This is a genomic window from Acinetobacter sp. YH16038 (assembly GCF_013417275.1).
Lineage (GTDB): Bacteria > Pseudomonadota > Gammaproteobacteria > Pseudomonadales > Moraxellaceae > Acinetobacter.
In genome coordinates, this window is the sequence record NZ_VPEG01000008.1 from 84,830 (window position 1) to 98,712 (window position 13,883).

A 13,883-nucleotide genomic window follows, 5' to 3' on the forward strand; every position below is an offset into this window, starting at 1 on the left:
GATTTGTATTCTATTTTTTACATAGTTTCAGCGCTTTGACAAGAAAAATCCTGTATTCATTGCGCCTTAAAACTAAGACTAAAGATAAATGAATATTGATATAAGAAAAATAAATTAACTTGCAAGATTAGTTGGAAAATACAAATGATGCGAATTTTCTTTTTGTATTCCATGTTTTTTACGTTAATTTGTCGCGATTAAAACTCAAAGTTGAAATGAAATAATGTCAGAAAAATATAGTCACTCATCATCGGAAGATGGTGAGCTACAGCGTAGTTTATCCAACCGGCACCTGCAGTTAATTGCCATTGGGGGTGCGATTGGCACCGGCCTGTTTATGGGTTCAGGGAAAACCATTAGCCTGGCAGGACCATCCATTCTGGTGATTTATATGATCATCGGTTTTATGGTGTTTCTGGTCATGCGTGCATTGGGTGAATTATTGTTATCCAATCTGCAATATAAATCTTTTATTGATTTTGCCACAGATCTGATCGGGCCATGGGCAGGTTATTTTGTCGGCTGGACCTACTGGTTATGCTGGATCACGATTGGTATCGCGGATCTGTCAGCCATTATCTATTACCTGCAATTCTTTAATAACGGCCTGCCATTTACTCCGGGCGAAGGCGTGCTGATCAGTATTGCCTCTATTGTCTTCATTATGGGCTTGAACCTGGCAACCGTGAAACTGTTTGGTGAAATGGAATTCTGGTTTGCTTTGATCAAGATTATCGCCATTATTGTTTTGATTGGTGTGGGTCTGTGGATGATCTTTACTGGCTTTACTAATGATGCAGGTACGGTCGCTTCATTTGCCCATATCTGGGATCATGGCGGTTTATTCCCGACAGGAACTATGGGTTTCCTGGCTGGTTTCCAGATTGCGATTTTCGCCTTTGTAGGTGTAGAGCTGGTTGGTACTACGGCTGCTGAAACCAAAGATCCAGAGCGTAACTTGCCGAAAGCGGTGAACTCGATCCCGATCCGTATCATTATTTTCTATGTGCTAGCTCTGATCATTGTGATGTCAGTGACACCATGGGATCAGATCAATCCAAATGTTTCTCCGTTCGTAAATCTGTTCAGTCAAGCAGGTATTGCGGCGGCCGCGATCATCATGAACCTGGTGGTGTTGTCATCAGTAATGTCATCGATGAACAGTGGGGTGTTCTCAACCAGCCGTATGTTGTTTGGTTTGTCTCGGGAAGAACAGGCACCTAAAGCCTTTGGTCGTTTAAATTCGCGTGCTGTTCCAGCGAATGCTTTGTATTTCTCAGCGATCTGTTTATTGCTCGGTGCAGCATTACAGTACTTCGTACCAAATACGGTTGAAGCATTTACTTTGGCAACAACTCTGTCGACCATCCTGTTTATCTGTGTATGGCTGATCATTATCTGGAGCTACATGATCTATTACCGTACCCGTCCGGAATTGCATGCTAAATCCATATTCAAGTTGCCTGGTGGGTTGGTGACTTGCTGGATCGTCATTATTTTCTTTGTCGGCATGATTGGTGTGTTGTCGCTGGAAGATGATACCCGTCGTGCCTTGATGGTCAGCCCGGTGTGGTTCATTTTGCTGATTATTGGATATTTAGGCTTCTATAAACAGAAACATAAATAATCCATATCAATAAAAACGTCAGCGATCTGCTGGCGTTTTTTTATGTCTGAATATACTCTCTAGCGTTTAGCGCTTTGGTCATACGGATGATCGCGTTATACTTCATCGAAAATACTCATATAGGTGGTCAGATGCGTCAGGTCATTTGCTACATCAGTTTAATTACAGTCGGTTTTGCCTTGGTCGGTTGTGGTCAGTCGGGAGCTTTACATCTTCCAAATGATCCAAACTACGATAAACGTGCCAAGTATTTACTCTATAAAAATACTGAATCTGCACCGCAAGTATCAGATGAACAACAGGATGCGCCGGTCAAGCAGCAATTTGAAGCGCCCGCTGAATCCGATTCAACACCATCTCCTTAAGACTTTCAGAGAAAGGATACATTCATGAGTTTCACCCGCATTAATGGGGTATTGCATGCTGAGCAATGTTCACTGCAACAGCTCGCAGAGCAATTTGGCACACCACTTTATGTTTATTCAAAAGCAACTTTTGAAAAGCATTATCTGGATATGGACCGTGCTTTTAGCTTTATCGATCATCAAATCTGTTTTGCGGTAAAGTCAAACTCTAATCTTGCGGTATTGAATGTATTGGCCAAGCAGGGTGCTGGTTTCGATATCGTGACTGGTGGTGAACTGGCTCGTGTCTTGAAAGCCGGTGGTGAGCCTTCAAAAATCGTATTCTCAGGCTTGGGTAAATCTGAAGCAGATATTAAAAAGGCATTAGAAGTAGGCATCGCCTGTTTTAATGTGGAATCTTATGCCGAACTGGACCGTATTCAGAAAGTAGCGGCTGAACTTAAGGTTAACGCGCCGATTTCACTACGTGTTAATCCGGATGTTGATGCTAAAACCCATCCATATATTTCCACTGGTTTAAAAGAAAACAAATTTGGTATTCCATCAGATAGCGTATTTGATACCTATGCTTATGCAGCATCATTGCCAAATCTTGAAGTGGTCGGGATTGACTGCCATATCGGTTCGCAGTTGACTGAAACTCAGCCGTTTGTTGATGCGCTGGATCGTGTCATTGTCATGATCGACAAGCTAAAAAACATGGGCATCAACCTGAAACACATCGATATTGGTGGTGGTCTGGGTGTGACCTATAAAGATGAAACACCGCCATCGGTTGAAGAATATGCCAATGCCATGCGTCCTGCTTTAGAAAAACTGGGCCTGAAAGTATATATGGAGCCGGGTCGTAGTATCTCTGCCAATGCAGGCGTGTTACTGACTAAAGTAGATTTGCTGAAACCAACCAATCACCGTAACTTTGCCATCATTGATGCCGCGATGAATGACCTGATTCGTCCAGCTTTATATGAAGCATGGATGGATATTCAGTCTGTGACACCGCGTACAGATGTGGAAACAAAAGAATGGGATGTGGTGGGCGCGATCTGTGAAACAGGCGATTTCCTGGGTAAAGAACGCGAGCTTGCCATTAAAGAAAATGATGTACTAGCAGTTCTTGGGGCTGGTGCATATGGTTTCGTAATGAGTTCAAACTATAACAGTCGTGGCCGTGCTGCTGAAGTGATGGTGGATGGTGATCAGGCGCATCTGATTCGTGAGCGTGAAACGGTTGAATCACTTTGGGAACGTGAGCGTTTATTGCCTTAAGGAGACTGAATAATGTTGCTTGAATTTACCAAGATGCATGGCCTGGGCAATGATTTTATGGTGGTAGACCTGATTAGCCAGCGTGCTTATCTGGATACTCTCACTATTCAGCGCTTGGCAAATCGTAACTTTGGTGTGGGTTTTGACCAGCTCTTGATTGTTGAACCGCCTGATATTCCAAGTGCAGATTTTAAATACCGTATTTTTAATGCGGATGGTTCTGAAGTTGAGCAGTGCGGTAATGGTGTGCGCTGTTTTGCCCGTTTCGTGCATGAACGTCAATTAACGACTAAAACCAAAATCAAGGTACAGACCAAAGCTGGAATCGTGGAACCTGAACTTGGTGCCAATGGCTGGGTACGAGTGAATATGGGTTATCCAAAATTCCTACCTCAGGAAATTCCATTCGTGGCTGAAGAACCGGAAAATCTGTATGACATCGATCTGGCGGGTGGTGAGAAACTGACGATTGATGTGGTGAATATGGGTAATCCACATGCAGTGACGATTGTTCCGGATGTGTTGACTGCTGATGTGGCTAAAATTGGTCCACAGGTGGAATCTCATGTGCGTTTCCCGGCACGCGTTAATGCTGGATTTATGCAGATCATTGATGAAAAGCATGCCCGTTTACGTGTTTATGAGCGTGGTGTAGGCGAAACACTGGCTTGTGGTACAGGTGCCTGTGCTGCAGCAGTGTCTGGTATGCGCCGTGGTTTGTTATCTAGCAAGGTCGAAATTGAACTTGCGGGTGGTAAATTGCAGATTGAATGGAAAGAAGGTGATGTAGTCTGGATGACAGGTCCAACCGCCAATGTTTATGAAGGTCGACTGGACTTGCGCTACTTCCAGGGTTAATCCCACATTTATTTCTCTAAAAAGCACCGCACATAGTACGGTGCTTTTTTTATGATAGGATGAATTCCATATTTAATTGATATCACAACAGCTCTATGAATCAGCTTGTGTTTTTACCGGGTGCATCAGGCAGCCAAGGCTTTTGGCAGCCGTTGTTGGCTCATTTAAAAACAGATCAATCTACAAAAATATTGACATATCCGGGCTTCGATGGGGTAGAACCAAATTCAACTATTCAAAATCTTCATGATCTGCAGGAACTCATCACAGAGCAGATTGAGGATGATTCGATTCTGGTTGCCCAGTCCATGGGGGGAGTTCTTGCAGTTGGAATTGCACTACATCATCCACAGAAAGTCAAAGGACTGGTGTTACTGGCAACTTCTGGTGGTGTGGATCTATCACAGTTCGGTTGTGCTGACTGGCGGATAGATTATCGCGAGCAGTTTAAAGATGTTCCTGATTGGTTTTTACAAGATCAAACCGTATTTAGCCTGAAACAGTTAAGCAATCTTGAGATTCCTGTTCTACTGATCTGGGGTGACCAAGACGCTTTAAGTACCGTTCAGGTGGGGCAATGCTTAAAGCAAAATTTGAAACATGCAAACCTGCATGTAATTCAAAGCGGAGATCATTTCTTTGCGGCGACTCATCCAGTACAGACCGCAGAACTGATTGAAGCTTGGCTGGAGTCAATTGAATGGAGCAAGTAAAGCTTTCTGCAAAAGACTTGCTCGGAATCTGGCTCAAAGAACGTGAGATCCAGAACCAGTCTAAACATACCTTGCAGGCCTATGAACGTGATGTGGCTGATTTTCTGGAGTTCTGCGCAGTACAACAACTAGCGCTTAATGATGTGGAAGCCACGGATTTACGCCAATTTCTGGCTGAAAAAGTCGAGCAGCACGGATTAAGTTCGAGTAGCTTGCAGCGGATGCTCTCTTCGATTCGCCAGTTCATGAAATGGGCAGAGCAGGCGCAGTATCTTGCATTTAATCCGGCTGATGATTTTCAGTTGAAACGTCAGTCACGTCCTTTGCCGGGTATGGTCGATATTGAAACTGTGAACCAGATTCTGGACCAGCCGGCTCCAGAAACCGAAGCGCAGCAGCAAATGTGGTTGAGAGACAAGGCGATTCTGGAATTACTCTATTCCAGTGGTTTACGTTTGGCAGAAATTCAGAGCTTAAGAATCAAGGATGTTGATTTTAATCGTCAGCTCTTGCGTATTACTGGTAAAGGCAATAAAACCCGGGTAGTGCCTTTTGGTTCAAAAGCCAAAGACAGTCTGATGGAATGGCTAAAAATTTATCCGCTCTGGAATGGTGATTTTGTACCTGACGCGAATGTATTTATCACCCAAAAAGGCAATCCGCTCGGTGCACGGCAAATTGAAAACCGGGTCAAGTTTCAGGCGCAGCGTGCAGGGGTTAGTGTTGACCTGCATCCGCATTTGTTACGGCATTGTTTTGCCAGCCATATGCTGTCGAATAGTGGTGATCTTCGTGCCGTTCAGGAAATGTTGGGGCATAGCAATTTGAGTACCACACAAATTTATACTCATATTGATTTTGATCGACTTGCGCAGATTTATGATCAGGCGCATCCGCGGGCACAGCATAAAGAATAGGGAAAATATAAAGTTTTCTTCCGCTTGTCGGATGATTAGGATTCATGGCATAAAACTTTCATGTATCATGCTCAAAATATGACCTGAACAGACTGTTGGAAAGATATTTCACTATTGTCTTATTTTTCAAATGGCTGTTTTCGGATATAAGTATAAATAGTAATCAATTTTTAAAAGAAAATCAGCGATCTCGATACTGGAATTTTTATGGACACAGCAATTATCCCGGATATACAACAAAAGCATGCGCAGTTAAGCCCAGCCCAAAAAGATATGTTTGCGGGTTATGGTTTACGCCAGATTAAACATTTTGTTGAGATTAGCTTGCCCACTATTGAAGCCGTTCTCCCTGAAGGAGCAATCGTGCAAGGGATTAATGCAGAAGGAAAAATGCAGGCTTATAATCCTGAAACAGGCCAGTATTATCTATGGATTTCTGATCTGCAATGGCAGACCACGCAGCGAGCCAGTAAAGCTGTTGACCTAAAAGAAGATGCGCTCGAAATTTGGAATATTTTCGATCTGAAGTCTTATGAACTGATTGAACTGAGTCATGTGCATCGTGACTTTCTGCAAGTTTAATGAACATGAAGGATGACTAAGGTCATCCTTTTTTATTGCTAAAATATTTTATAAGTCATCCAAGGGTAACTGAAAACTTTGCTTGATAATCTGGCTGGGTAAATCTGTTTTGACACTGGTAATGCCATTTTTCTTGGTCAAATGTGTGGACTGGAATTTACGGTAACTTTCCAGATCAGGCACCACAACTTTTAACATCGCATCACATTCACCCAGAATGATATAGCACTCCATCACCTGAGGCAGCTCTTTCATCGCCTCGATAAAAGTATCAATGGTTTCTGCATCCTGACCGACCAGCCAGATCCGCGAAAATAGGATCAACTGAAAACCAATTTTCTGTGAATCAACAATGGTCGTGTAATTCTGGATCACGCCCGCATCTTCAAGCAACTTTACCCGACGCAGGCAGGAAGAAGGGGATAGTCCAATTTCACGTGCCAGATCGTTATTCTGAATACGACCATTGGCTTGCAAGTGATGAATGATATTTTTATCAATTCGATCAAGTTTTACTCGCACAGACTTGGAAGATATTTTCATAAATTAGAATATAATTCGAAAAATAGTACTTATTATAAAATAAATTGAAAGCCTATTTTGTAAAAATTCGCAGATACTAATTCCACTTTCCGAAGATTTAAAGGAAAAGGAAATGTCTGTATTTGCACTTTTTGCACTAACCGTGCTTCCCCTGATTTTTACACCTGGACCAGATATGCTGTTTATCCTGTCTCAAGTGATGGGTAAAGATGCAAAAGCAGGCATGATGGCAACCATCGGGATCTGTTCAGGTTATCTGGTACATTCCATTTTGGTAGCAATAGGAATCGCAGCCATTATCGTGTCTTTTCCGGTATTGTTTGAGGCGATTCGCTGGTTGGGTATTGCTTATTTGCTCTATCTGGCTTGTAGCCTGTTGAAATCAGTATTTAGCAAAAATTCAATGAAAATTGAGAAAAAGACCAGTGCTAATCCAGTGAAAAAAGGCTTCTTTACGGCCTTACTCAATCCTAAAGGCATGCTGATCTATTTTGCGATCTTGCCGCAGTTTATCGATAAAAGCGGAAATACTGTAAGCCAAGGCTTAATTCTCTCTTTTATTTTTATCGGTATGATTTTCATTGTTTATTGTGCTCTCAGCATTCTGTTCAGCAGAATTACCCGCAATACACAAATTGATGAGCGTAAACAGAAATGGGTTGATGGCACCTCAGGCGGTTTACTTGCCCTTGCTGCAAGCTGGTTAATTATTAATTAAGCAATTGCGTATTTTAAAAAAGCATACTGCTCCCAGTATGCTTTTTTTATATTTATAGATTGATGACAACCCGATTTTTAGACCTACCTAACAAAATAAAGCGGAGTAAATTGAGCAGATATGTAGAATAAATCCTGATTAATTTCGCTTTATGTCCAAACTGACCAAAGCGGTCATTTTTAAATATAAGTCATTTTCCACAAATCTTAGGACGGATTTGTGCATTTAATAAGCAAAAATCAAAAGTTCTGATGTGTTTCATCAAATAAAAACATAATAAAAATCAAAGGTTAAATTTTATTAAATATTGATAAAATTCATTGTAATAAATCGATACGGATTAATTGTGAACGCATCGTTCAAGGAAAATTACGCATTTTTACAGCTCTTTGCTGAATTGTGACTTGACCGAAATGCCGTGCACATTGCAAGATAGGGCACCTAAAAAAATTTAAGTGAAGAGTTATTATAACTTTTCTCAACATTTACATTTGCTAAAACAGCCGAGGATTACATGAAGGCTCTTGTTGCTGTAAAACGTGTGGTTGATGCCAACGTTAAGGTTCGCGTTAAGCCGGACAACAGTGGTGTTGACTTAACAAACGTTAAAATGTCAATTAACCCATTCTGTGAAATCGCGGTGGAAGAAGCGGTTCGTTTAAAAGAAAAAGGAACTGTTTCAGAAATCGTTGTTGTTTCTATTGGTCCTAAAGAAGCTCAAGAACAAATCCGTTCTTCTATGGCTCTTGGTGCTGACCGCGGTATCCTGGTTGAAGCTGATGACAGCCAATTAGGTGCGTTAGAAGTAGCGAAAATTCTGAAAGGCGTTGTTGAAGCTGAACAACCGCAATTAATCCTTCTTGGTAAGCAAGCGATTGATGATGACTCTAACCAGGTTGGTCAGATGCTTGGTGCACTTCTAGGTGCAGGCCAGGGTACTTTTGCTTCTGAAGTGAAAGTTGAAGGCGACAAAGTACAAGTGACTCGTGAAATCGATGGTGGTTTACAAACTGTTGAATTGAACTTGCCAGCAATCATTACCACTGACTTACGTTTGAACGAGCCACGTTATGCTGCTCTTCCAAACATCATGAAAGCGCGTAAAAAACCGCTGGATACTAAGTCACCTGCAGATTTCGGTGTAACCACTACAACTAAACTGAAAACAGTAAAAGTTGAATCTCCTGCAGAGCGTAAAGCTGGTGTACAAGTGAAGTCTGTAGACGAACTTGTAGAAAAATTGAAAAACGAAGCGAAAGTGATCTAATACAGAAGGATAAAAATCATGAGTATTTTAGTTATCGCTGAGCACGACAACAAAGCATTAAACGCTGCTACTTTAAACGTTGTTGCTGCGGCGCAAAAAATCGGTGGTGATATCACTGTATTGGTTGCTGGTTCTGGCGCTCAAGCAGTTGCTGACCAAGCGGCTAAAGTTGCTGGCGTAAGCAAAGTATTGCTTGCGGATGATGCTGCTTATGCAAACCAGTTGGCTGAAAATGTAGCGAAACTGGTTGCTGAATTGGGCAAAGGCTATAGCCATATTCTTGCTGCTTCTACCACGACTGGTAAAAACATCCTGCCACGTGCAGCTGCATTACTAGACGTAAGCATGATCACAGACATCATTGCTGTTGATTCTGCAAACACATTCAAACGTCCGATTTATGCAGGTAACGCGATTGCAACTGTAGAATCTTCTGAATCAGTTGTTGTTGCAACTGTTCGTGGTACTGCATTCGATCCAGTTGCTGCTGAAGGTGGTTCTGCTGCTGTTGAAGCTGCTACAGCGACTGGTGATGCTGGTATTTCTAAGTTCATTAACGAAGAAATCGTTAAATCTGAACGTCCAGAATTAACAGCTGCTCGTATCGTTGTTTCTGGTGGTCGTGGTGTGGGTTCTGGTGAGAACTATCACAAAATCCTTGATCCACTTGCAGACAAACTGGGTGCAGCTCAAGGCGCATCTCGTGCAGCTGTTGACGCAGGCTTCGTTCCTAACGATATGCAGGTTGGTCAAACTGGTAAGATCGTTGCGCCTGACCTGTACATCGCTGTAGGTATCTCTGGTGCGATCCAGCACTTGGCAGGTATGAAAGAATCTAAAGTGATCGTTGCGATCAACAAAGATGAAGAAGCTCCAATCAATGCTGTCGCTGACTACTGGTTAGTAGGTGACTTGAACACTGTTATTCCAGAATTAGTATCTAAAATCTAATTCCTGAACACAGTTTAAAAAGACGCTCTTGCGTGAGCGGTAAGTGAATACTTACTGCTCTGTTCAGGGGCGTTTTTTATTTATAATGAGAAATGAATAAAATAATAATGAAAGTTTCTATATTGCCTGTATATCAGCCTTTAATCGAAAATGCTCGATTTTATCGACTGTTTTGTTCAACTCTAATATTATTCATTCTCGCTGTATTGACTTATTTGATCATCTTAATACAGCGCTGGACAATAGTTTATTTTTGCTGCCTGTAGTTTTGTAGGGTTTATTTATCTGATCTATTTGAACGCGCTTTCAGATGCACAGGTGCTGGCGAAAGCAGAGCAATGGATCGAACTTGATAATCAGCGATTTCATAACAGTGCTTATGGTATCTAGGGCGATGCGCTGATGGTATTGGCGCCTATTTTTCCTTTTGTATTATCTACGTGGTTGTTATATGGATGTTCTAAATTATTTAAAAATTAAGTATGAAAATTTGAATAATGATTAGAAAATTGGACTGAAAATAAAGATTGGATATGTTGCTTTTGGTGCTTAATAGGGCAGATATTAAGCGAGCTTTAGAAGATTTAAAAGTAATACTAATATTCATATTTTAATTTACTTGCCGGTTTAGCGGCGTCTTCCTGTGAACTTTGATGGTCTGTCGCCCTGATGCATGCTGGTGATGTTGATTGTCGTCCAGTATTTAATTACCTGGCTATTGGTGCAGCTGGATTGCATGCAGGTAAATTGTCTGTGTATGCTTGATCAGCAGAAAGAAACAGTGGATTCAGTACAAAATATTTCCGTGCATAAAATGCGATAATTCAAGCTAAGAATGAACCTCTGTGTGCAGAGGTTTTTTTATGCGTTAAAAATTGTGAAGTGGTTAAAATTTCTACCAAAAATCCTTTGGATAGTTGGGTCTGAAACGGCTTAATTTAGCCTGATTTATGCTATACTGTCCGACTGAATTTTAAATATTGGTTCAGCGTTTTTTGAACCAATTTATAGCTGGATTTACGACATATAAATACAGGTCAAACAAGGCCTGTAGAATAAGGAGTATGCATGAGCGTATCGGAAATTAGACCGATTGCCATTGAGGATGAACTTAAAAGCTCATATCTCGATTATGCGATGAGCGTGATTGTGTCACGTGCATTGCCAGATGTACGAGATGGTTTAAAACCGGTTCATCGTCGTGTGCTTTTCGCAATGCACGAATTAGGCAATGACTATAACAAAGCATATAAAAAATCTGCACGTGTAGTCGGTGACGTGATCGGTAAATATCACCCGCACGGTGATTATGCCGTTTATGAAACGATTGTCCGTATGGCACAAGACTTTAGCTTGCGTTACCAGTTGGTTGATGGCCAGGGTAACTTCGGTTCTGTCGATGGTGATAGTGCAGCGGCAATGCGTTATACCGAAGTACGTATGCGTAAGCTGACCCATGAGCTTCTTGCTGATCTTGAAAAAGATACAGTGGAATGGGAAGACAACTACGACGGTTCTGAGCGCATTCCACAAGTCATGCCGACGCGTATTCCTAACCTGTTGATTAATGGTGTTGCTGGTATTGCCGTAGGTATGGCGACCAATATGGCACCGCATAACATGACTGAAGTCATCAATGCGTGTTTAGCCTATGCCAATGATCCAAATATCAGCATTGAAGGGCTGATGGAACATATTTCGGGTCCAGATTTTCCTACTGGCGGTATTATTTACGGTAAATCGGGTATTGTAGATGCCTACCGTACCGGTAAAGGCCGTTTGCATATCCGTGGTAAATACCACATCGAAGAAGATGCCAAAACTGGTCGTAGCACGATTGTATTCACTGAAATTCCTTATCAGGTCAACAAAGCGAGAACCATTGAGCGTATTGCTGAGCTGGTAAAAGAGAAAAAACTCGAAGGGATTTCTGAACTTCGTGACGAATCTGATAAAGAAGGGATGCGTATTGCGATTGACCTGAAGCGTGGTGAAAATGCTGAAGTCATTGTCAATAACCTGTTCCAGAATACACAGTTAGAAAATTCTTTCAGCATCAATATGGTGTGCCTGGACAATGGCCAGCCGAAATTGATGAATCTGAAAGATATCATTGCGGCATTCATTCGTCACCGTCAGGAAGTCGTGACACGTCGTACCATGTACGAACTGCGCAAAGCACGTGAACGTGGTCATATTTTAGAAGGTTTAACCGTTGCTCTGGCAAATATTGATGCCATCATCGAAACCATCAAAACTTCTGCCAACCCGGCTGAAGCACGTGAACGTTTGCAAGCAGGTGAGTGGGCAGCAGGCGGTGTGGCAGCGTTGCTTGAAAAAGCGGGTGCTGTTTCTGTACGTCCTGATGAAATTGAAGGCGAAGATCCAAACCGCCCGTTTGGTATTGATGGCGATGTGTATCGTTTATCTCCGACTCAAGTTAACGCGATCATGGAACTACGTCTCCATCGCTTAACTGGTCTTGAGCAGGATAAACTACAAGCTGAATATTCTGAAATCTTGGGTCAAATTGCTGAATACACTGCCATCTTAAATGACTTCAACTTATTGATGAATGTGATTAAGGAAGAGCTGGCACTGATCCTTCAGCAATATGGTGATGCACGTAAAACAGATATCGTTGAATCTCGTATCGATTTCTCTCGTGAAGATCTGATTCCTGAAGAGCAAATGGTTCTGACCGTTTCAAAAACTGGTTATGCGAAAACTCAACCATTATCTGACTATGCTGCTCAGCGTCGTGGCGGTCGTGGTAAATCTGCAACCAGCATGAAAGAAGATGATTACATCCAGCATATGGTAGTGACGTCGAATCATGCCACTGTGCTTTGCTTCACTAATGTCGGTAAGGTTTACCGTCTGAAAGTTTATGAAGTACCACAAGCTTCGCGTGGTGCCAAAGGGCGCCCAATGGTGAACTTGTTGCCGCTGGATGACAATGAAACCATTACTGCTATCTTGCCAGTGATTGATGCACCGAAGAAATTCAAAGAACGTCTGGCTGACTTCAAAGCATTTGTGAGAGCCAATGCTGCTCAGCTGCAAACTAACGAAATAATCAGTAGTCACTTTGCTGCACTAGAAGCTGCACTTTCTGAATCTGAAGAGGGTGCAGATGATATTTCTGATGCACTGCGTGTTCAATTAAAAGAATTAGGCTTAGCACTTTCAACCACTGATCTTGATGCTGACATCATCAATGACTTTGCACAGCAAGCCGAAGCTGTTCGTAAGAACTTCTATGTGTTTATGGCGACTGAGTACGGTACGATTAAACGTGTAGAACTGGAACAGTTCTCAAATGTTCGTTCAAACGGTTTACGTGCGATTGAACTGAATGGTGATGACACCTTAATTGGTGTTGCGATTACCGACGGTGAACAGCAAATTATGTTGTTCTCGAACGAAGGTAAAGCAATTCGTTTTGCAGAGACTGACGTACGTTCAATGGGTCGTTCAGCCAAAGGTGTACGCGGTATGCGCGTGACCATTGGTGCTTCTCAGGTTGAAGATGCAGAAGATGCAGATGTTGAATCTGATGATGAAGATACAACTGAAGCTAACTTCATTAGTCGTATCGTATCTCTAGTGGTTGTACCTGAAACCGGTGAAGTGCTGTGTGCTTCTGCAAATGGTTATGGTAAACGTACCCCGGTAGATGACTTCCCAACCAAGAAACGTGGCGGTAAGGGGGTGATTGCAATCAAGACCTCAGAACGTAACGGTGAGCTGGTGGGTGCAGTGGCAATTGACGCATCTAAAGAACTGATGCTGATTTCTGATGGCGGTACATTGGTACGTACCCGTGCTTCTGAAGTGGCACAGACTGGTCGTAATGCACAAGGTGTTCGTCTGATCCGTCTGGCTGAAGATGAAAAACTGGTGGGTGTAGAAGCGATTGAAGCAGTTGAAGATGAGTTGGAAATATTGGAAGATATTGAAAATACTGAATCTGCAGCTGATGATGTAACTGATACACAAGAAGCTGAAAAAGATGATGACAATACAGTAGAGGAATAAGTTCTGCTACTGATGAAAAAGGGCGCTTCGGC

Annotated in this window: 13 protein-coding genes; 12 read left to right on the forward strand and 1 reads right to left on the reverse strand. The window is 42.2% G+C overall.

The annotated features are described in order from the left end of the window. The first annotated feature begins 223 nt into the window (after positions 1–223). The 7 genes from FTV34_RS05125 to FTV34_RS05155 all read left to right on the forward strand — a co-directional run bounded on the left by FTV34_RS05125 (position 224) and on the right by FTV34_RS05155 (position 6,331). The gene (locus FTV34_RS05125) at positions 224–1,627 is read left to right on the forward strand and encodes an amino acid permease (protein WP_166137739.1); all 1,404 of its coding nucleotides are present in this window, start codon (positions 224–226) and stop codon (positions 1,625–1,627) included. Positions 1,628–1,758: 131 nt separating this feature from the next. Next, the gene (locus FTV34_RS05130) at positions 1,759–1,992 is read left to right on the forward strand and encodes a lipoprotein (protein WP_005236736.1); all 234 of its coding nucleotides are present in this window, start codon (positions 1,759–1,761) and stop codon (positions 1,990–1,992) included. A gap of 24 nt (positions 1,993–2,016) precedes the next feature. Then, a complete protein-coding gene (gene lysA / locus FTV34_RS05135; protein ID WP_180069116.1) occupies positions 2,017–3,261 on the forward strand; it encodes a diaminopimelate decarboxylase in 1,245 nt (414 codons plus the stop codon). A 12-nt stretch (positions 3,262–3,273) separates the two neighbouring features. Continuing rightward, the gene (gene dapF / locus FTV34_RS05140) at positions 3,274–4,119 is read left to right on the forward strand and encodes a diaminopimelate epimerase (RefSeq protein WP_004784684.1); all 846 of its coding nucleotides are present in this window, start codon (positions 3,274–3,276) and stop codon (positions 4,117–4,119) included. 95 nt (positions 4,120–4,214) lie between these two features. Further along, positions 4,215–4,832 (forward strand): alpha/beta fold hydrolase, encoded by a 618-nt coding sequence (locus tag FTV34_RS05145; RefSeq protein WP_179992658.1) that lies wholly within the window; start codon positions 4,215–4,217, stop codon positions 4,830–4,832. After that, positions 4,820–5,749 carry a site-specific tyrosine recombinase/integron integrase gene (gene xerA, locus FTV34_RS05150; RefSeq protein ID WP_166137730.1) on the forward strand — a complete coding sequence of 310 codons (930 nt, stop codon included), beginning with the start codon at positions 4,820–4,822 and terminating at the stop codon, positions 5,747–5,749. Before FTV34_RS05145 ends, xerA begins: the two co-directional genes overlap by 13 nt. A gap of 207 nt (positions 5,750–5,956) precedes the next feature. Next, positions 5,957–6,331, forward strand: a complete 375-nt coding sequence (locus FTV34_RS05155) for a hypothetical protein (protein ID WP_159124423.1) — start codon at positions 5,957–5,959, stop codon at positions 6,329–6,331. A 48-nt stretch (positions 6,332–6,379) separates the two neighbouring features. Here FTV34_RS05155 and FTV34_RS05160 read toward each other — a convergent pair whose 3' ends face one another. Continuing rightward, positions 6,380–6,874, reverse strand: coding sequence for an Lrp/AsnC family transcriptional regulator (locus FTV34_RS05160; RefSeq protein ID WP_005236726.1), 495 nt, complete (start codon positions 6,872–6,874; stop codon positions 6,380–6,382). Between the two features lie 112 nt (positions 6,875–6,986). Here FTV34_RS05160 and FTV34_RS05165 point away from each other — a divergent pair, with 112 nt between their 5' ends. The 5 genes from FTV34_RS05165 to gyrA all read left to right on the forward strand — a co-directional run bounded on the left by FTV34_RS05165 (position 6,987) and on the right by gyrA (position 13,851). Next, on the forward strand, positions 6,987–7,592 hold the full coding sequence (locus tag FTV34_RS05165; RefSeq protein WP_180069118.1) for a LysE family translocator: 606 nt from the start codon (positions 6,987–6,989) through the stop codon (positions 7,590–7,592). Between the two features lie 514 nt (positions 7,593–8,106). Next, positions 8,107–8,859: an electron transfer flavoprotein subunit beta/FixA family protein gene (locus tag FTV34_RS05170; protein ID WP_004815037.1), complete on the forward strand. Its 753-nt coding sequence runs from the start codon at positions 8,107–8,109 to the stop codon at positions 8,857–8,859. An 18-nt stretch (positions 8,860–8,877) separates the two neighbouring features. Further along, a complete protein-coding gene (locus FTV34_RS05175) occupies positions 8,878–9,810 on the forward strand; it encodes an electron transfer flavoprotein subunit alpha/FixB family protein (protein ID WP_004815039.1) in 933 nt (310 codons plus the stop codon). Positions 9,811–10,492: 682 nt separating this feature from the next. After that, complete coding sequence (locus FTV34_RS05180) at positions 10,493–10,633, forward strand: hypothetical protein (RefSeq protein ID WP_180069120.1); 141 nt, start codon at positions 10,493–10,495, stop codon at positions 10,631–10,633. A 245-nt stretch (positions 10,634–10,878) separates the two neighbouring features. Then, positions 10,879–13,851: a DNA gyrase subunit A gene (gyrA, locus tag FTV34_RS05185; RefSeq protein WP_180069122.1), complete on the forward strand. Its 2,973-nt coding sequence runs from the start codon at positions 10,879–10,881 to the stop codon at positions 13,849–13,851. Positions 13,852–13,883 lie beyond the last annotated feature (32 nt).

Coding starts and splice junctions, on each gene's coding strand:
- FTV34_RS05125 (WP_166137739.1), top strand. CDS start 224: ATGTCAGAAAAATATAGTCACTCATCATCGGAAGATGGTGAGCTACAG.
- FTV34_RS05130 (WP_005236736.1), top strand. CDS start 1,759: ATGCGTCAGGTCATTTGCTACATCAGTTTAATTACAGTCGGTTTTGCC.
- lysA (WP_180069116.1), top strand. CDS start 2,017: ATGAGTTTCACCCGCATTAATGGGGTATTGCATGCTGAGCAATGTTCA.
- dapF (WP_004784684.1), top strand. CDS start 3,274: ATGTTGCTTGAATTTACCAAGATGCATGGCCTGGGCAATGATTTTATG.
- FTV34_RS05145 (WP_179992658.1), top strand. CDS start 4,215: ATGAATCAGCTTGTGTTTTTACCGGGTGCATCAGGCAGCCAAGGCTTT.
- xerA (WP_166137730.1), top strand. CDS start 4,820: ATGGAGCAAGTAAAGCTTTCTGCAAAAGACTTGCTCGGAATCTGGCTC.
- FTV34_RS05155 (WP_159124423.1), top strand. CDS start 5,957: ATGGACACAGCAATTATCCCGGATATACAACAAAAGCATGCGCAGTTA.
- FTV34_RS05160 (WP_005236726.1), bottom strand. CDS start 6,874: ATGAAAATATCTTCCAAGTCTGTGCGAGTAAAACTTGATCGAATTGAT.
- FTV34_RS05165 (WP_180069118.1), top strand. CDS start 6,987: ATGTCTGTATTTGCACTTTTTGCACTAACCGTGCTTCCCCTGATTTTT.
- FTV34_RS05170 (WP_004815037.1), top strand. CDS start 8,107: ATGAAGGCTCTTGTTGCTGTAAAACGTGTGGTTGATGCCAACGTTAAG.
- FTV34_RS05175 (WP_004815039.1), top strand. CDS start 8,878: ATGAGTATTTTAGTTATCGCTGAGCACGACAACAAAGCATTAAACGCT.
- FTV34_RS05180 (WP_180069120.1), top strand. CDS start 10,493: ATGTTGATTGTCGTCCAGTATTTAATTACCTGGCTATTGGTGCAGCTG.
- gyrA (WP_180069122.1), top strand. CDS start 10,879: ATGAGCGTATCGGAAATTAGACCGATTGCCATTGAGGATGAACTTAAA.